Here is an 18,200-nt window from a genome sequence, read left to right as displayed (position 1 = left end):
GGTTTACCCCTCCCTCTTCACGGAGATAATTTTCAAGTCTTCACCGACTCGTTCACTTGAGACAAACTCAAACTGAGCTACATTTTTCAGCTGGCTGATGCCTTCCCCAGCAACCGACGTCAGCGCTTCTTTACCACCTATAAGTTTCGGGGCCATATAGGTAATGACTTCATTTACGCGTCCTGCTCGTACGAATGCGTCGGCCACGGTGGCTCCGCCTTCTATAAGTAACGAGGTTATTTTTTTCTCGCCGAGATATTTTAAAACAGCTTCTACGTCTACTTCTGGTGTATCTAATGAAAAGACTTGCACGTGAGCGTGGCTTTCTAACGCCACTTTCTGGGCTTCATCTATCTCAGAACCTGTAAAAATCCACGTCGGTGCCGTCGGATCCTGAACAAGCTGAGCGGACTGCGGCATGCGAAGATGAGTATCGAGCACGATCCGCACCGGGTGCTTGCCTCCGCCATCAATGCGAGTTGTCAGCTTTGGATTATCCATCATAACCGTGTTGATGCCAACTAAAATCGCCGCTGACTGATGACGGTAACGATGCCCATCTGCTCTTGCTTCTTTTCCAGTGATCCACTGACTCTCTCCTGTTGAAGTTGCAATTTTACCATCCATACTAATGGCTGATTTCAAGCGTACGTAAGGGCGTTTCGTTTGAATAAAGTGAAAAAAAGCCCGGTTAAGCTGACCAGCTTCATCCCGTAAAACCGCTGTTTTCACTTCTATACCTGCGGCTTCCATCATTTCAACGCCTCTTCCGCTTACTTTAGGATTCGGATCATGGGAAGCAATGATCGTTCGTTTAATCCCTGCATCTATAACGGCCTGAGCACATGGAGGTGTCTGACCAAAGTGGCTGCATGGCTCAAGCGTTACATAGATATCAGCTCCCCGCGCCTTTTCTCCGGCCATTTTAAGAGCATGAACCTCCGCATGAGGTTCTCCTGCTTTCACATGTACGCCGAGACCTACCACCTGGTTATCCTTGACGATAACGGCAGCAACGGAAGGATTGGGAGTCGTCTGCCCCACGGTCCCTTTCGCCATTTCAATGGCCATTCTCATATAGTGTTGATCACGATCCATCTGCTCACCTCAATTCACACAAAAAAACCCTGAAGAAGACATACTTCCCCAGGGTTATTTTACATTTTTTAAAATGCACAAAGCTGCGCCTAATAAAGGATACAATTGCAGAATTTCTGCTGTACCTCTGGCGTTCTTCATTCCTTCTCCCATCCAGACTCTCACTGTCGGCTTTGGATTATGCACCAAATCAGGGGGAAACGCATAGCTGCTGCTTCCCCGTCGCGGGCTCGGAACGCACAATTCATTACGCTCATTACCGCCGGCTGGGATTTTCACCCGACCCCGAAGGACTAAATATTCTATTGTATTACTATTAATATAATGGAAATGTGATAATATCGCAATCCATTTGTTTTCCATCAGGCACGCCTGCTCAGTTTTGCCAATTGAATGGTTATTTTATTTATCACTCCATGCTGCGTTCAATTTCTTCCTTAAAATTCTCGCTTCTTCACTTTCCTCCAGTAATACAGTCGGATGAACCTTCAATTCATACGCGAGTATAATTACCTCATCTGCACCTATGTCTGTTCCCAAATCTACTCTTTCTACCTTCTCTAATTCTTGTTGATTCAGCCCCGTTTTTTCCGCTAACTGCTTCAGGCTGAGCCCCTGCTTATTACGCGCGTTTTGTAAATTTTCCCCAAATTGATGAAACATCGTTTTAACATATTCACTCATCTCTTTAGACCTGTGGTTCTCTCCGCAGGAGTCTATCCGCTCTTCTTTCACAGTAAACATATTAAGAGAGAAAGGATTATGATTGGAGAATCATTATTTTTCAATCTCTTATTAAAATACGGCAGACGACAGTTAAGCAAAATGCCCGCCGATTTTCTTGCTGCGCTCCGGTGTAATCCCGGCTTTCGTAAAGCTGCTTGCTCGTAATATTGCCGTTGAGCCATATTTATCTCTAATTTCATCCATAACGATGCCGACATCTTTTTTCTTCGGGCGGTCGTCAAATAACGTAAGCTGCGTAGCTATATCATCATCCAGATTCGTCAACGTCACGCTCGTTCGGCGAATCTTACTTTCTCCGTCGTAAAACGTACGGAACAGCCGCATACATAAATGAAACATATCCATCGTAATGTTTGTCGGCAGATCCATCGACATAGACCGGCTGAAGCCGCCTCCTGTTTCACTCGAATACGAGACCGACAGATGAACCGTCCTCCCTGCCTGCTTATCTCTTCGCGCACGCCGGCACGCTTCCTCGCACAAATCAAGAATAACGGTCGGCAGTTCCTCCCCGCTATAATCACGCAATAACGTAATGCCATGACCATAACCTTTTTGTTCCGTTTTCGTAAAATCACCGATCACCGGGCTTAAATCAATGCCCCAGGCGTGCCAATGCAGCTGTTCCCCCATGATGCCGTAATGCTTTTTTAAATATTTAACTGGATGCTTCGCCAGCTGTCCGAGCGTTACAATCCCCATGCGGTTTAAATTACGCATCATACGCTTGCCGATCCCCCAAATGTCTTCAATCGGCGTAGGCCACAGCAAACGCTCTACGTCTTCATATCTGCACTCTGCGATCCCGTCCTCTGCTTTTTTTGAGTGAATGTCCATGACGACTTTAGCTAAAAACTTATTATCTCCTATTCCGATCACACACTCGATGCCGAACTGATCGCGAATGTTGTCTTGAATCATGCGGGCGATGTCATAAGGAGAGCCGTAAAGCTTCTCTAGCCCGTCAATCGTTACCCACAATTCATCTACGGAATACACGTGTACTGCTTCAGGCGGAACATAATTCATAATCATTTTTGTGATTTCTACCGATACTTCCAGGTAATCTCCCATATGAGCCTGTGCAATGACGAGCTGCGGATCATCCGGTAACTCAAAGAAACGGCTGACATTGCTAATGCCATGCTTTTTCTTCAAAGCCGGCGATGCAGCCAATACGATACTTCCGCTTCGGCTTGGGTCCCCCACTACAGCTAAAAGAGCTGATTGCGGATCGAGACCACGCCTCGCGCATTCCACACTTGCATAAAATGAACGCATATCAATACACAGGACATCATGCCGAGGATAACTTGAGTAATCCATCTCTACCACTCCATATTACGAACGTTTGTTCTTATTATAACCATTTGATTCTTTTTTGAACAGTGGCGATTTTATCCATTGCTCACGAGGGATCCTGTTACCTAAAGATAATGTACGAACAAACATACATGCGAAATCACAATTTACCACTGAACTCTACTCTTCCAAAAAAATCTTCAGCAAATCTATTGCCAATCTTTATGAAATCATTTAATATGTAAAACAGCGAAAACGTTTGCACAAAACAAACGTTTTTATTTATTACTTTTATGAGAACGATTCCAATCTATATACTAAAAAGGAGAGTAAATTACATGTCAAAGTTAAAGCAGTTACCGATTTTTTCTTTTGATTTCTGGCAAAAGTTTGGAAAAGCCTTAATGGTCGTTGTTGCTGTCATGCCTGCAGCAGGTATTATGATTTCATTAGGGAAGGCTTTGGATATGGTCGTTACAGACTTGGCATTTATGCAAGCGATTGCACGAATTATGGAGGATATTGGCTGGGCGATTATAAATAATCTACATATCTTGTTCGCTGTCGCTATTGGTGGTTCATGGGCTAAAGAACGAGCCGGAGGAGCATTTGCTGCCCTTCTTGCCTTTATTTTCATTAACCGGATAACTGGTGCCATCTTCGGGGTTAGCTCAGATATGTTAGCTGAAGAAAGTCCAACGGTCCAGTCTCTTGTTGGAAATGAAATGGTCGTCGGTGATTATTTCATTAACGTCCTTGGTGCTCCCGCTCTCAATATGGGGGTATTCGTCGGCATTATTTCCGGTTTCCTTGGAGCCAGCTTATTCAATAAGTATTATGCGTTTAATAAGCTTCCTGAAGCATTAGGTTTCTTTAATGGAAAGCGATTTGTACCATTTGCCGTGATGGCCGGGTCAGTTATTGTGTCTCTATTACTTGCCTTTATTTGGCCGCCGGTTCAAACGGGATTAAATAATTTCGGGGAATGGATTGCGACTTCACGAAACACCGCACCTGTTATTGCTCCCTTCATTTTCGGAGCTGTCGAACGATTAATGCTTCCGTTTGGCTTACACCACATGCTGACGGTACCTATTAACTATACGGAGCTTGGCGGAACGTACATTATGCAAACCGGTCAAAATGCAGGAGAAGCGGTTGCTGGACAAGACCCGCTATGGCTGGCTTGGGCTACTGATCTATACAATTTAATGGCCCAAGGCGATATGGGAGGCTATCAGGAGCTTGAAGAAGATGTGACTCCTGCTCGATTTAAAGCAGGCCAGGTTATTATTTCTACCGCTTCTTTAATCGGAATTGCGCTTGCTATGTATTTAAATGTAGATAAAGATAAGAAACACAAATATAAGTCTATTTTCCTTTCTGCTGGTTTAGCTGTATTTTTAACAGGTGTTACGGAGCCGATTGAATTCATGTTTATGTTCGCTGCTCCCCTTCTTTACGTAGCTTATGCCATTACAACTGGATTAGCTTTTGCGATGGTTGATTTAATCGACCTTCGTGTTCACGCCTTTGGCATTATTGAGCTTCTGACGCGGACACCTTTAATGATCAATGCTGGAATTGGCCGCGACTTAATTAACTTTGTGATTACATGCCTTGTATTCTTTGGTTTAAACTTCGGAATGGCTCATTTAATGATTCGAAAATTGAAGCTGCCTACACCAGGCCGAAAAGGCAACTATATCGAAGATGCTGTGCCTGCAGAAGGCCATACAGCTGATGGTGATGAAAATGAAGATGAAAGCTCTCAAGCGAATAAAGTCATTGCTATGCTTGGAGGACGTGATAACATTGAAGAAGTCGATGCATGCATGACGCGTCTGCGTGTTACGGTTAACAATTTGGAACTCGTGGCGGATGAAGCGGAATGGAAACGTGACGGAGCCATGGGACTCGTCGTTAAAGACCGCGGCGTTCAAGCGATCTACGGTCCGAAAGCCGATGTGTTAAAATCTGATATACAAACGAAGTTAGGAGCGTAAGTTATGAAGCTGTTAACGCTCAACGTTCATGCCTGGCAGGAAAAGGATCAATTAAAAAAGATCAGCCAGTTAGCCGAAGTCATTCATAAAAAACGTTATGATGCCGTTGCTCTTCAAGAGGTGAGTCAGCATATGGACTCTCCTCTTGCTTACGGTGCGATTCGAGAAGATAATTATGGGTTACTTTTGCTTCAACACTTAGAAGCTCTTGGCAGCATGGATTACGAGCTGCATTGGGACGTATCTCACTTTGGTTACGATGTGTATGAAGAGGGTATTGCATTATTAACACGTCATCCCGTTAGAGAAGTAGAGAAGTTCTACATTACTTCATCAGAGTCGATCGATTTTTGGAAATCGAGAAAAATTGTCGGTGCAACGCTTCATATAAACGGGACTCCACACTCTCTCTACTCCTGCCATTTAGGCTGGTGGGGAGATGAGGACGAACCTTACGACAACCAAATCGATCGCTTAACCAAACAAAGCTCCCACCCCTGCTTTCTATTAGGAGATTTTAATGCAGCTGACAATGTGGAAGGTGAAGGTTATGATTATATCCTTCAAAAGGGATTTATCGATACCCACCAAGAAGCTCGCAGACAAAACGGGACGAGTACGATTAAAGGTAAAATTGCTGGATGGGATGACAATCAAGCAGATTTGAAAATCGATCATATTTTTACAAATGAAAAGGTAAACGTCCTTCAATCGTCTGTTGTATTCGATGGAAAGAATGAGCCTGTCATTTCTGACCATTACGGATTAGAGATCGAATATGATCGAAATTAAATGATAAAAGTGAGGTTTTACTAGTGGAAAAAGTTTGGTGGAAAGAAGCCGTTGGCTATCAAGTGTACCCGCAAAGTTTCCAGGATTCAAACGGAGATGGAATTGGGGATATTCAAGGAATGATTGAACGTCTTGACTACTTAAAAGACCTGGGCATTGATTTTATATGGATCTGCCCCATGTATAAATCTCCAAAAGATGATAATGGCTACGATATTTCAGATTACCAGGATATTTTAGAAGAATTCGGTACGCTCGAGGATTTTGATCAGCTTCTTAAAGAAGTGCATAAACGTGACATGAAGCTAATCATTGATCTTGTCCTTAACCATACGAGTGATGAGCACCCCTGGTTTATAGAATCACGCTCCTCTAAGGATAACCCAAAACGTGATTGGTATATTTGGCGTGATGGAAAAAATGGTCAGGAACCTAATAACTGGGAAAGTATTTTCGAAGGCTCGGCATGGGAGTACGATGAGAAAACAGAACAGTATTACCTTCACATTTTCTCTAAAAAACAGCCGGACTTAAACTGGGAAAACAAAGAGGTTCGAGATGCTTTATACGATACGGTAAACTGGTGGCTTAACAAAGGCATTGACGGTTTTCGTATTGATGCCATCAGCCACATTAAGAAACGAGAAAACCTTCCCGATTTACCTAATCCGTATGGAAAGGATTATGTTTCTTCTTTTGAAATGCACATGAACCAGGAAGGCATTCATGATTTTCTTCAAGAATTCAAGGATGAAACGTATGGTAAGTACGATGCCCTGACAGTTGGTGAAGCGAATGGGGTCAGTGCAGAAGAAGCTGACCAGTGGGTTGGCAAAAACGGAAAAATGGATATGATTTTCCAATTTGAACATTTAGATTTATGGGACCAAGATGCTGACCAGCCGTTAGACGTCCCCGCTTTAAAACATACGCTGACGCGTTGGCAAAAAGCGCTTGAAGGAGACGGCTGGAACGCTCTGTTTCTTGAAAACCATGATAAAGCACGTATCGTTTCTACTTGGGGCAACGATACGAAATATTGGTATGAGAGTGCCACCGCTATGGCTACGATGTACTTTTTAATGCAAGGAACTCCCTTTATTTATCAAGGGCAGGAAATCGGCATGACGAACATCGGATTTTCTTCTATAGAAGATTACGACGACGTTCAAGCTAAAAACTTTTATAAAGTGAAAAAAGCGGACGGCTGGTCACATAAGGAGATTATGAACGTATTAGGAACCACTTCTCGAGACAACAGCCGGACTCCTATGCAGTGGAGCGATCAACCTCAAGCTGGATTTACAACTGGTAAGCCATGGCTGAAAGTAAATCCGAATTATAAAGAAATTAACGTTGCTCGTCAGCTTAAAGAAGAAGACTCGATCCTTTCCTTCTATAAACAGTTAATCGGCTTGAAAAAGAACTATGAGATTTTCACCTATGGGCCGTACGACCTGCTTATGCCTGAGGATACTCAAGTTTATGCCTATACGCGCTCGTTTGAAGGTCAAACTGCACTCATTATTACGAACCTTACCGCAGAGGAAGCTGCGTTTGAAAGTGAATACACATTAAACAAAAACGACCTTATTCTGGCCAACGGAAGCGCACCCGAAGAAAACACAAAGAAACTAGATCTTGCACCATTTGAGGCTCGTGTTTACTTATTTTAAAATGAACGAACCCCACGCCTAGGCGTGGGGTTTCTTATTGGATTCCTGTCTCCGCCTGAAGCTCAAGCTCAACATTTCCAGCGATCGCTTTAGAGATCATACAGCTGCTTTCCGCTTGCTTTACTAACTGATCAAGTCGCTTAAGCTGCTTCTCTCCTGCTTCCTTCGTCAGGAACACCTTTGGCTTATGAATAATCTTCTGATAAGTAAAGATGCCTTCCGTTACGTCAACAATTCCTTCAGAGTCCATCTCCATATGGGCTAATGGCAAACGAGCGCGCTCAATCATAGCAGCTAAACTAATAATATAACAAGTCGCTGCAGCGCCTAACAGCATTTCGTCAGGATTGGTTCCTACATTCGGCCCGTCCATTTCTTTTGGAATCGATATTTTCGATTTTAATTGGTCTGCTTCAATATACCCAACTTCATTACGGCCGCCTGGCCAGTCTGCTTTTAAATGAAAATGATGTAAAGCCATTGTTCATCACTCCTTCGGCTTCTATTTTATACGATGTATAAAAGGAGAGGAAACGATGTGTTTGATCGTTACTCGCGCTCGTCTTCCCAATCTCTTTTGAAGCGAGCCATTTTCATTTGCAATTGTTCAACCATTTCAAGCAACCGCTCATAATCCTCATAATCCACGTCTTGCTCATCCATTGTTGAGACGACTTGATTAAGCATGTTGATTCGGTTTTTCACATAGCGAAACTGATCTTCACGATTGTTAGCCGCTTTCCCCACCGTCTACTCCTCCTTCATTCTTTTCTTCCACTATAACAAAAAGTTGTGCACCTTCTGACAAATTTGCATGGAAGAACAAAGGCTCGAGCGCCCTGGTAGACACAAAACGCATAAGCAAAACGGCCGGAGGAAAGTGGCCTTCCTTTCCGCAGGGCGGATGGCTTATGACTCGAGCGTCTGGGCGCTGGAGCTGGATGTCGCAGGAGTTACCCTGCAGCTCATTATGCTTCTTTCTTTTTTGTTTTCTTTTTACCAGATAAGAACCAGCCTGCTACAGCAATCCCTACTAATATCGTATAAAAAGAAACCTTCCACACGGTAGAATGGGCAAAATGCTCATCAAGAATCTGAATATTGGGGTGAGCCAACGTGGAGACTACAAGCTTCACACCAACCCAGCCTACAATAACAAAAGCTGCAATTTCCAGTCCCGGACGTGATTGTAACAAATTAACAAACACGTTCGCAGCAAAACGCATAATGATAATACCGATCATTCCCCCGGCTAAAATAACGGCAAACTGTCCGCCATCCAGGCTTCCGACATCTGGCAGAGGAGTTTCAGGTAAAACAATCGCAAGAGCTACAGCTGCTAAAATGGAATCAACAGCAAAAGCTAAGTCGGCTAACTCTACTTTCACGACCGTCATCCAGAAGCTGGAACCTTTTGCTTTTTCTTCTACATGTTCACCCGGCTCATCTTCCACCAGGTTCTTCGTACGCCATTTATCGTATAAATGTTTTCCTGAAATAAAGAGTAAGTAAGCTGCTCCTAACGCTTGCACCTGCCATACATCAACAAGGAAGGAGATGACAAACAAGGAAGCAAACCTAAGCACAAAAGCCCCCATCAACCCATAAAATAAAGCCTTTTTACGCTGGTCTTCCGGCAAGTGTTTTACCATAATAGCTAATACAAGTGCGTTATCTGCTGCCAGAATCCCTTCTAAACCAACAAGCACGATTAATACCCAGCCGTACTCGATTAATAATTGAGCATCCATCTTTTTTCTCTCCTTTTCCTACAAAAAAAATGACCTCTACCGTGAAGGTAAAGATCATAAAAAAACAGACCTTTACCCTTAGGTGGGTAAAGGTCTCGCTAACAACGTCCGTTGCCAATAAAGCCGGGGATCTCTCCCGTAATGACGACTTTATTGTCCAGCTACTCCCCTTTAGGAATTGCTATATTCTACTAATATCATAGCATGGGATCGCGCATTGTCAATTCTTTTTTCAACCTTCCCCATCCTCATTATGCGTTTCAAACGGTGAACTATACACTATTCTTAGGATTCTTCTGCATAGAGCTTCGCGATCTCTACAATCACTTGAGTCGCCTTTTCCATATTATCGAGAGAGATGTATTCATATTTACCGTGAAAGTTTTCTCCGCCGGTAAACAGGTTTGGTGTCGGCAGTCCCATATAGGAAAGCTGAGACCCGTCTGTCCCCCCTCTTATCGGTTGCACAATAGGGGTTATATTAAGATTTCGCATCGACTGATAAGCGATATCGACGATCTCTTTCACATGTTCAATTTTATCACGCATGTTGAAATACTGATCTTCCATTTCCAGCTTTACTCGGCCTTTTCCATATCGGTCCTGGAGCTTCTCTGTCATTTGCTGAAGGAGTGCTTTCTTGTCCTCAAACTTTTCCTTATTATGATCTCTTACTAAGTAAAGCAATTCAGCCTTCTCGACATCTCCCTGAAAGGAAACAAGGTGGAAAAAGCCTTCATATTCTTCGGTATATTCAGGGGCTTCCTCTTTAGGAAGCTGGTCGATTAACTCCATCGCCATCTTTGATGCATGAAGCATTTTTCCTTTAGCTGTTCCAGGATGTACATTATTTCCATAAAAAGTGAGCCTTGCCCCGGCTGCATTGAAGCTTTCATATTGGAGTTCTCCTAAAGGACCTCCGTCTACGGTATAAGCGAAGGAGGCTCCAAAACGGCCGACATCAAATTTATGAGGGCCGCGCCCAATCTCTTCATCAGGTGTGAAAGCAACACGAATCTTTCCGTGCTTAATTTCAGGGTGCTGAATAAGATAATTCATAGCAGTCATTATTTCTGTCACCCCTGCTTTATTATCCGCTCCGAGAAGTGTTGTTCCATCTGTCGTAATCAAGGTATGTCCTTTATATGTAGCAAGCTCTTGAAATTCTTGAGGAGATAATGTGACTTCATCGTTTAATCGAAGTTCCCCTCCATCGTAATCCTCATGAATAATAGGATTGACGCCTTTTCCAGTAAAGTCTGTAGCTGTGTCAATATGAGCTAAAAACCCAATGACTGGTACGTCCTTGTCTATATTCGAAGGAAGTGTAGCCATCACATAAGCATAATCATCTATAGTTACATCTTGCATCCCTATTTCTTTCAATTCTTCAACGAGCTGGCGGGCTAGCATCCACTGCCCTTCTGTAGAAGGTGTGGTTTCACTATCTATATCCGATTGGGTATCCACTTGAACATAATTCGTAAACCTATTCATCAATTCCTCTTGCACGATTATCACCCTTTCCCTTTTCATTATAACGTGTTTTTGAAATCATAGGTAAAACGTTCGCTCTCCCTACACAATTGAATGACTTATAGTATACTAAACATACGATATTGAATTTTTTGCATAATCACTTATCCATTAGGGTATGGAGTGGTTATAATCGATATAGACGAAGGTGTGGTTATATGATACATAAACGTTGGTTTCAAGTGCTAATAACAGGTATATTACTTTCCTTGCTCATTTTACTTTTACACGAGATTCAATTCTTTTTCGCTCCTTTTCTTACGTATGCTGGAGCGATTGCTTTTCCGTTAATCGGGGGAGCGATTCTATTTTATATTTCAAGGCCCGTCATGCATTTACTAGAACATTATAAAATTCCGCGGCTGCTGGCGATCGTCATTGTCTTTCTCTTATACATACTTGCTGGATTTTTCATCGTTCGGTTTATCGCTCCTATTGCTCAAGAGCAGTTCACCCGACTTGTTGAGAATATCCCGCGTATGAGTGATATGATCGGAGAAACCATTACCTACTGGCAGCAGAATCAGGACATTATTCCAAGTCAGTTCAACGATTCTCTTAACGGAGTCGTAGAAAGTTTACAAAGTTCATTAGATGCGGCCCCTGGTGTTATAATTGACGTCATAAGTCAGTTAGTCGGTTTTGTCTTTGGTTTAGTACTGATTCCATTTTTCTTATTCTTTATGCTTAAAGATGGACATAAACTTGTTCCATTCATAAAGCAGTTTATGAATAAGCGCGTATCTGCAAGCTTTGAGAAGCTGACTAAATCCCTTGACCATACACTGAATTCCTTTATTATAGGTCAGCTTACGGTTAGTGTATTTGTAGGATTGATGCTGCTAGTTGGGTACCTTATTATTGGTTTAAATTATTCCTTAACCTTAGCCCTTTTCGCAATGCTCATGAACGTCATCCCTTTTGTTGGTCCGTTCTTAGCTGTCATTCCTGCGATATTAGTTGCACTATTCCAAGATCCAATAATGGCTGTTTACGTAGCCATTATTACGATTGTAGCTCAACAGCTAGAAGGCAACCTTGTTTCTCCTAACGTTATGGGGAAAGCTTTAAGTATTCACCCATTAACGATCATTACGATTATACTGGCAGCCGGAAGCTTAGCTGGTTTCCTAGGTCTGCTATTCGCCATTCCAGCGTACGCCGTTATTAAAACAATCATCAGTCACTTCTATAACGAATGGCTTGAGCGTAAAGCCGCACACGAGTAAGGCAACAACCCGCTATGAAGCATAGCGGGTTTATCTTTTGATTTTGGTACCACTTTTTTGGTACCAGGTACAAGAAGAGAAATGTGTACCTGGTACCGATTGCTAGAAAGCGAGGAGCACCATATGACATCACCTTCCAATAAATTATGGACATGGCCTTTTATTTTTCTTATTTTAGCGAACTTGTTTACATTTATGAGCTTTCAAATGCTTCTGCCTAACTTACCGCCTTATATTGAATCGATTGGGGGAAACGAGCTGCAAATCGGCCTCGTCACTACGATGTTTTCCATTGCGGCTATTTTAATCCGTCCATTTATTGGTCATTTATTAATGACGTCAGCACGAAAGTCCTTAGTATTAGCAGGGGCGATTTCCTTGTTAGCTATAACACTTCTCTATCCAATCACACAAGTTGTTGTGTTGGTACTTATCATTCGGTTTGCCCATGGAATCGCCTGGGGCTGGTCGACGACCGCTAACGGCACGGCTGCGGTGGATCTCGTCCCTCGAAGACGAGTAGGAGAAGGAATGGGCTATTTTGGACTTTCTATTACAATTGGAATGATTATGGCCCCAAGCTTCGGCATCTACCTTTTTCAAAAATACACGTTTGATTTACTTGTATGGATCTCTGCAGGGTTAGGTATCATTGCCATTGGATTGTTTGCTTTAACAAGCTTTGTTACCCCTAACAGCGTGTATGACAATAGAGTGGTTAAGCCACGTTTCTCATTTTTGGGTTCGCTTGTAGAAAAGAAAAGCGGCTACCCGGCTCTCGTTACTTTTTTAACGACGTTTGGGTACGGTTCCATTGTCACATACATTGTTATATTCGGCGTCGAACAAGGACTGGATGGCGTATTTTTATTTTATTTCTTTAATGCTTTGTTAGCTACCGTGTCCCGTCCCATTACAGGGAAATACTTCGATAAACAAGGTCCTTGGAAACTTATTATCATTTGTTCAGCTATCTCTTTTGTGGCGATGTGGGTGTTATCATTAGCTGATTCAAACGTAGACCTTATGATCGCCGGTGCGCTTTTTGGTGCAGGTTATGGTTCCATGATGCCCGCCTTCCAAGCCTGGGTGATTTCAAAAACAACTGTAGATCGAAGTGGAATTGCCAATGGGATGTTCTACTCCTCCATTGATCTCGGAATCGGGTTAAGTGCTTTAATACTAGGCTTTATTTATGCATTTGTGGAGACGGCTACCTTATTTAAGATATCAAGTTTTCTCTTTATTATCGTCATCATTTTAACCTGGATCGATTTTCGCAAACAAACCGAACCATGGCAGGGAACCTGACCAAAACAAAAGGCCGTCCTTTATAAGAACGGCCTCAGGGTATCGAAAAAGCTTAGATGGACTCGATATGATTTTATTGGAGGGTTCCTTCCTTTTGGTATGGAGCAAAGGAACAGGAAAAAGCGCCGCTTTCCGCGGGGCAAGACGGAAAATCTCCTCGGTCTGCGACCTGCGGGGCTTCTCCTGTCTGCTCGTCCCGCAGGAGTCGGCACTTTTTCCTTTCCTTTGACCAAAGTGGGATCGTGGAACCATCGTAGAGTGACTGCCCTGTCGCAAACTGTTTACATAAAGGCACAGCTTGAGTAAATGATTTTTCCCATGATCTATTTCGAAAAAGGGTTTTAGGAAACGGCGACACTCCTAAGGGAGATACCAATAAGGTGTGACCCCGGAGGGCTGATAAAGCCTGAGGAGGCACCCCATTCGCCCCTGGAAAGGGAGTCGTTTCCTACAACCCTTTCCTCTTCCTCGTGCAAGAAATGTTTAGACTGTCGAGGTTAAGGAGAGAACTAAGGTTTCTCTAGAAGCTGAGGCCGCCCTTATTAAGGACGGCCTCTTACTATTAGTGGGATTACTCTTCTCCACCCATTTCTTCGATTTCTTGTTCTAGTTTATCCAGGATTGCTCCATCTACAGTAGACACTTCTTCTCTGTAGAACTCGCGGACTGGCTCAGCTTTTTCACGGAAAGCATCACGCTGCTCTTCATCAAGTTCTATGATTTCAGTAGCGTTTTCTTCATCATTTTTGATCGTTTCTAACCATTCTTCGTTTTGAGCGTCTTGCTCGTCAAACGCCCACTCTTGCATTTCTTGAGTTGTTTCATCCAGCATTTCCTGCATCTCTTCTGGAAGCTCATTATACCAATCTGTGTTTACAGTGGTCATTGCTACATAGTTGTTATGGTTTGAGATCGTCATATAGTCCTGTACTTCATGGAAGGAAGCATCACCGATGAAGAAGATCGGATTCTCTTGCCCTTCAACCGTACCACGATCAAGTGAGGTATAAAGTTCAGACCAGCTCATTGGAGTTGGATCTGCCCCATAAGCTTCATAGGACTCCAGAATAAGCGGTGAATCCTGTGTACGCATTTTAAAACCTTCAAAATCAGCGGGCTCAGAGATTTCACTACTAGATGTCCACTGCATCGCACCTTCTGTCCAGAAAGAAAGTGGAGTAATGCTATGTTCTTCGTATTTCTCACGTAAATCTGTGTTTAACGCTTCACTCTCGTTTAAGATATTTTGAGTAGCTTCTACGCTGTCAGGGAACAGGAAATGCAGCGCAAAGATTTGTCCTTCGTTTACCATATTACCTGTAAAACCTGGAGACATAACAGCCATTTCAACAGTACCGCTTTCCAGCTGTTCTACTTGGTCTGTCTCACTGCCTAGTCCACCAAACTCGTACACTTCAATGTTTACCTGGCCGTCTGATTTCTCATCCATACGATCGGCAAATTCCTGAGCATACTCATACTGCACTTGACCTTCTACTTCCTCCGTGACAAATTTCCAGTCGTAGCTTTCTTCTCCTCCATCACCGCTGCCTTCATCATTTTGACCACATGCAGCTAGAGTTAAACTAAGCGTTGACGCTGCGACTAAACCTAACATTTTCTTTTTGTTTAAAATGTTAATGACCTCCCAATAGTTTTTTATTTAATCTTTCTCTCAAAGTTCCTTATAGGAGAATGAGGGAAAGTTCTTCAAAGTAAATAAGTAAAACAGAAATGATCACCATCATTACAATATAAGGCGGGGTGCCTTTTATAACTTCTAAATAAGGTTTGTTAAAAACCGCACTCGCCGTAAATATATCAACTCCAAATGGAGGTGTTGCTGAACCTAATGCTGCCTGGAAAGTAATGACTACCCCTAAATGAACAGGGTCTACGCCAGCTTGCATAGCTGCCGGGTAGAAAATAGGTGTTAGTACCAAAATGACGACGATTGGATCGACAAACATACATCCGATAAAGAAGAAAATCGTTACCATGATGAGTACATATAAAGCAGTAGGGTCTGATCCCAATACAGTGTCAGTAATCATTTGAGGGATTCTCGCAAACGAAATGACCCAAGTGAAGGCTTGTCCGCCTGCCACAAGTACGAATACGGCTGAGGTTACTAATCCAGTTGATTTCGCAATCTCAGGAAGTTCCTTAATATGAACGGAACGATAGATAATGACCTCGAGGATAAACGCATAAAGAACAGACATTCCAGCCGCTTCCGTAGGACTAAATAATCCTGTATAAATCCCACCGATAATAATAAACGGGAAACCTAACGGCAAAAGGGCTTTTCTAGTAAACGTCAGTCGTTCACTCCACGTGGCTTTATTTGCTAAAGGAATATCAGCTATTTTGGCATATATAATACTGAAAATAGCAAAACTTAAAAATACAATGATTCCTGGAATAATACCGGCTATAAATAAATCTCCTACAGATGTACCTGAGACAAGCCCATACATGATCATTCCTATGCTTGGGGGCACAAGCAACGCTACGTCACTTGAGTTAATAATTAAGGCCATGGCTGTAGAATCTTTATAGCCTATCTTAAGTAATCTTTCACGCATTGGCTTACCAATCGCTACTACAGTGGCTTGTGTGGAACCTGAAATGGCTCCAAACAACGTACAAGATGCTGCCGTCGTTACGGCATATCCACCTCGTATATGTCCTATAAAAGATCCTATAAAATCCAGCAAACGTCTGGAAGTTTTACCAGCTGTCATAATATCAGCTGCGAAAATAAAGAGCGGAACAGCTAATAGCACGTAAGCTTCAATTCCTGTTGAAAATTGCTTCATTAAAATCATCGGGTCCATTGTTGGAAAGTATAAGAAAACTACGATGATTGGAGCTACCATAAGCGGAATCATCATCGGAAAATTCAATAACAGAAGGACCACCATGATCGTTAGTAAGGTTGCGACCATATCGTTATCCTTTCTACGAGTGTTTTAGTTAATTGCATAAATCTGTCTTATAGATGAGCAGCTTCGTCAATTTCCGTCTTTTCTTGGTCATTGTAATCTTTTGCATCTGTTCCTAAATAAACGTCCTCACGTCTTACAATGTTAATAATCATATTTCTTAAGAACTGGATTCCACCGAGGAAAAACCCTAAAGGAATCGCGATGTAAATGATGTAAGCCGGCATCTGAAGAGCTGATGTGACTGTTCCTGAATCGCGAACATTTAGCACGTACAAGTAGGAATAGTAGGCTAAGACGAATAGAACAATCGCTACAAGGAAAGGAATGATTGTAGAAACGACTTTCCTCACTTTAAACGGAGCCAAATCGTAGAAGGCTGACATACTAATGTGGCGTCCTTTTCGTGCGGCATAACTGATCCCCATAAATGTAGCTACGATCACCGCAATTTGACTCACTTCATTCGCAAACGAAAGTGAATAGCTGAATATTGCACGGCTTAAGGCATTGCCAACTACCATAAGCGCGATGATAATAACCGCATAGCCGAGAATAAATTCTTCAATTTTAAGGACGACTTTGTCTAGTATCCTGAAAAATTTCAAATGTTTGTGTCCTCCTCTGATGAGCATTTTGTATGAAATTTAGCCCAGTTACTATAAATCATACCGAACAAACCACGAACGTACAAATGCGGATATACAGTATAATCTGTATTCAAAATTTATTTTGTACAATGAGAGCAATTTTACTTATAATTTATTACTTAAAGGTCCATATAGCTTACAAAAGATTCAAAATACTCGAGATTCACAAAAATCAATTCCATTTTTTGTGAGGATGGACCTAGTAAAAACGCTTACTTTTCAATTAAATGGTAAACTAATGACTCTCCTACCCTTTTATATCCAATTCTTGTATATATAGAATTAGAAGATAAATTCGATAAGTCCGTGTACAGTGCACAAAATTGATGGCCTTCATTTAATAAATTCTCACTCATTACTGTCACTGCTTCCGTGGCATATCCATTTCTTTTATATAGGTCAGGAGTGAACACACCGTTAATCGTAGCTCCATTAGGCGTACTTCTAGCTCGACTAACCATCGAGACACTTTGTCCATTCACTACGTAAATGTACGTTTTCTCTCCACGAATCAACTCCTCAACTATTTGTTCTGCCCCCTGTAATTGATGAAGCTCATTAGTTTCTTTGTAATATTGTTTAAACCAATCAACGAGCCATTCTGTATCCTTGGGACAGGCTAAACGCAAATTTCCCCTTTTTTGAGGCAGAGCATTGACCTTAGTGAGTTCATACACTCCTTGCTCCATGTGTAATTCCGGCTTCATATCCGCTAATTGCTCCCACGAATGAATAAAATAGCGTACAATCGAAGCTTCTCCGATAATTCCAGGTACTTCAAAACCCTCTTTATAAAGATAGGCAGCTAAATGAGAAATGAATGATTTTGAATCCACGGCTATAGAAGGCAGTATCCAAAGGTGAGGAGGTGTACGAAGCGTCGAATAAACAATCTCGCCCCGGCCGTTATATAAGGAAAGCATGATGGTATCTTTTGATTGATTTCTATTATTTAAGATACCGAGTGATAGATTATTTTCCGCTTCCTTTTCTAATAAAAGAGGCTCTATAAGTTGTGCAAACTCGCTAATTGATCGATGCTGTGTAACGTTCATCGTTTCCCCCTCTCGACTACTTAATTGATATATAGTTTACCATATAGTAGTCAGAATTTTCACTCCATTGTATATAATTTTTAATTCCTCTACAATGGA

16 protein-coding genes and 1 riboswitch are annotated in these 18,200 nt (G+C 42.3%); of the genes, 5 read left to right on the top strand and 11 right to left on the bottom strand.

Translation table 11 applies throughout. The annotated features are described in order from the left end of the window. Nucleotides 1–3: 3 nt before the first annotated feature. The 3 genes from ribD to IEV27_RS10180 all read right to left on the bottom strand — a co-directional run bounded on the left by ribD (nucleotide 4) and on the right by IEV27_RS10180 (nucleotide 3,171). Nucleotides 4–1,098 carry a bifunctional diaminohydroxyphosphoribosylaminopyrimidine deaminase/5-amino-6-(5-phosphoribosylamino)uracil reductase RibD gene (ribD, locus tag IEV27_RS10190; protein ID WP_188377352.1) on the bottom strand — a complete coding sequence of 365 codons (1,095 nt, stop codon included), beginning with the start codon at nucleotides 1,096–1,098 and terminating at the stop codon, nucleotides 4–6. Between the two features lie 137 nt (nucleotides 1,099–1,235). After that, nucleotides 1,236–1,395, bottom strand: a riboswitch (FMN riboswitch). A 105-nt stretch (nucleotides 1,396–1,500) separates the two neighbouring features. Beyond that, nucleotides 1,501–1,782, bottom strand: coding sequence for a helix-turn-helix domain-containing protein (locus IEV27_RS10185; RefSeq protein ID WP_188377351.1), 282 nt, complete (start codon nucleotides 1,780–1,782; stop codon nucleotides 1,501–1,503). Nucleotides 1,783–1,914: 132 nt separating this feature from the next. Continuing rightward, a complete protein-coding gene (locus IEV27_RS10180; protein ID WP_188377350.1) occupies nucleotides 1,915–3,171 on the bottom strand; it encodes a DNA polymerase IV in 1,257 nt (418 codons plus the stop codon). A gap of 314 nt (nucleotides 3,172–3,485) precedes the next feature. Here IEV27_RS10180 and IEV27_RS10175 point away from each other — a divergent pair, with 314 nt between their 5' ends. The 3 genes from IEV27_RS10175 to IEV27_RS10165 are packed head-to-tail and all read left to right on the top strand — an operon-like array spanning nucleotide 3,486 to nucleotide 7,621. After that, nucleotides 3,486–5,153 carry a PTS transporter subunit IIBC gene (locus IEV27_RS10175; RefSeq protein ID WP_188377349.1) on the top strand — a complete coding sequence of 556 codons (1,668 nt, stop codon included), beginning with the start codon at nucleotides 3,486–3,488 and terminating at the stop codon, nucleotides 5,151–5,153. Between the two features lie 3 nt (nucleotides 5,154–5,156). After that, nucleotides 5,157–5,945, top strand: coding sequence for an endonuclease/exonuclease/phosphatase family protein (locus IEV27_RS10170; protein ID WP_188377348.1), 789 nt, complete (start codon nucleotides 5,157–5,159; stop codon nucleotides 5,943–5,945). A 23-nt stretch (nucleotides 5,946–5,968) separates the two neighbouring features. Beyond that, complete coding sequence (locus IEV27_RS10165) at nucleotides 5,969–7,621, top strand: glycoside hydrolase family 13 protein (RefSeq protein WP_188377347.1); 1,653 nt, start codon at nucleotides 5,969–5,971, stop codon at nucleotides 7,619–7,621. 34 nt (nucleotides 7,622–7,655) lie between these two features. Here IEV27_RS10165 and IEV27_RS10160 read toward each other — a convergent pair whose 3' ends face one another. From IEV27_RS10160 to pepT, 4 genes are all read right to left on the bottom strand, one after another. Then, nucleotides 7,656–8,102 (bottom strand): OsmC family protein, encoded by a 447-nt coding sequence (locus IEV27_RS10160; RefSeq protein WP_188377346.1) that lies wholly within the window; start codon nucleotides 8,100–8,102, stop codon nucleotides 7,656–7,658. Between the two features lie 68 nt (nucleotides 8,103–8,170). Next, entirely contained in the window at nucleotides 8,171–8,368 is a 198-nt protein-coding gene (locus IEV27_RS10155) for an SE1561 family protein (RefSeq protein ID WP_188377345.1), read from the bottom strand. Nucleotides 8,369–8,589: 221 nt separating this feature from the next. Further along, the gene (locus IEV27_RS10150; protein ID WP_188377344.1) at nucleotides 8,590–9,372 is read right to left on the bottom strand and encodes a TerC family protein; all 783 of its coding nucleotides are present in this window, start codon (nucleotides 9,370–9,372) and stop codon (nucleotides 8,590–8,592) included. A gap of 285 nt (nucleotides 9,373–9,657) precedes the next feature. Beyond that, nucleotides 9,658–10,884: a peptidase T gene (pepT, locus tag IEV27_RS10145; protein WP_188377343.1), complete on the bottom strand. Its 1,227-nt coding sequence runs from the start codon at nucleotides 10,882–10,884 to the stop codon at nucleotides 9,658–9,660. Between the two features lie 182 nt (nucleotides 10,885–11,066). Between pepT and IEV27_RS10140 the strand changes: the two genes are divergently transcribed. Then, nucleotides 11,067–12,137, top strand: coding sequence for an AI-2E family transporter (locus IEV27_RS10140; protein WP_188377342.1), 1,071 nt, complete (start codon nucleotides 11,067–11,069; stop codon nucleotides 12,135–12,137). A gap of 123 nt (nucleotides 12,138–12,260) precedes the next feature. Then, the gene (locus IEV27_RS10135; RefSeq protein WP_188377341.1) at nucleotides 12,261–13,448 is read left to right on the top strand and encodes an MFS transporter; all 1,188 of its coding nucleotides are present in this window, start codon (nucleotides 12,261–12,263) and stop codon (nucleotides 13,446–13,448) included. A gap of 571 nt (nucleotides 13,449–14,019) precedes the next feature. Here IEV27_RS10135 and IEV27_RS10130 read toward each other — a convergent pair. The 4 genes from IEV27_RS10130 to IEV27_RS10115 all read right to left on the bottom strand — a co-directional run bounded on the left by IEV27_RS10130 (nucleotide 14,020) and on the right by IEV27_RS10115 (nucleotide 18,101). After that, a complete protein-coding gene (locus IEV27_RS10130; RefSeq protein WP_188377340.1) occupies nucleotides 14,020–15,066 on the bottom strand; it encodes a DctP family TRAP transporter solute-binding subunit in 1,047 nt (348 codons plus the stop codon). Between the two features lie 67 nt (nucleotides 15,067–15,133). Next, on the bottom strand, nucleotides 15,134–16,399 hold the full coding sequence (locus IEV27_RS10125; protein WP_188377339.1) for a TRAP transporter large permease: 1,266 nt from the start codon (nucleotides 16,397–16,399) through the stop codon (nucleotides 15,134–15,136). Nucleotides 16,400–16,446: 47 nt separating this feature from the next. Then, a complete protein-coding gene (locus IEV27_RS10120) occupies nucleotides 16,447–17,004 on the bottom strand; it encodes a TRAP transporter small permease (RefSeq protein WP_188377338.1) in 558 nt (185 codons plus the stop codon). 254 nt (nucleotides 17,005–17,258) lie between these two features. Continuing rightward, nucleotides 17,259–18,101: a GNAT family N-acetyltransferase gene (locus IEV27_RS10115; RefSeq protein ID WP_188377337.1), complete on the bottom strand. Its 843-nt coding sequence runs from the start codon at nucleotides 18,099–18,101 to the stop codon at nucleotides 17,259–17,261. Between the last annotated feature and the right edge of the window lie 99 nt (nucleotides 18,102–18,200).

Source organism: Halobacillus andaensis (genome assembly GCF_014636475.1).
Lineage (GTDB): Bacteria > Bacillota > Bacilli > Bacillales > Halobacillaceae > Halobacillus_A > Halobacillus_A andaensis.
This window is presented reverse-complemented; position numbering and strand designations above follow the sequence as displayed.

Excerpts from the sequence above, each read along its gene's own strand:
- IEV27_RS10130 (WP_188377340.1), bottom strand. The coding sequence starts at position 15,066 with ATGTTAGGTTTAGTCGCAGCGTCAACGCTTAGTTTAACTCTAGCTGCA.
- IEV27_RS10115 (WP_188377337.1), bottom strand. The coding sequence starts at position 18,101 with ATGAACGTTACACAGCATCGATCAATTAGCGAGTTTGCACAACTTATA.
- IEV27_RS10135 (WP_188377341.1), top strand. The coding sequence starts at position 12,261 with ATGACATCACCTTCCAATAAATTATGGACATGGCCTTTTATTTTTCTT.
- IEV27_RS10180 (WP_188377350.1), bottom strand. The coding sequence starts at position 3,171 with ATGGATTACTCAAGTTATCCTCGGCATGATGTCCTGTGTATTGATATG.
- ribD (WP_188377352.1), bottom strand. The coding sequence starts at position 1,098 with ATGGATCGTGATCAACACTATATGAGAATGGCCATTGAAATGGCGAAA.
- IEV27_RS10170 (WP_188377348.1), top strand. The coding sequence starts at position 5,157 with ATGAAGCTGTTAACGCTCAACGTTCATGCCTGGCAGGAAAAGGATCAA.
- IEV27_RS10160 (WP_188377346.1), bottom strand. The coding sequence starts at position 8,102 with ATGGCTTTACATCATTTTCATTTAAAAGCAGACTGGCCAGGCGGCCGT.
- IEV27_RS10150 (WP_188377344.1), bottom strand. The coding sequence starts at position 9,372 with ATGGATGCTCAATTATTAATCGAGTACGGCTGGGTATTAATCGTGCTT.
- IEV27_RS10125 (WP_188377339.1), bottom strand. The coding sequence starts at position 16,399 with ATGGTCGCAACCTTACTAACGATCATGGTGGTCCTTCTGTTATTGAAT.
- IEV27_RS10140 (WP_188377342.1), top strand. The coding sequence starts at position 11,067 with ATGATACATAAACGTTGGTTTCAAGTGCTAATAACAGGTATATTACTT.
- IEV27_RS10185 (WP_188377351.1), bottom strand. The coding sequence starts at position 1,782 with ATGAGTGAATATGTTAAAACGATGTTTCATCAATTTGGGGAAAATTTA.
- IEV27_RS10175 (WP_188377349.1), top strand. The coding sequence starts at position 3,486 with ATGTCAAAGTTAAAGCAGTTACCGATTTTTTCTTTTGATTTCTGGCAA.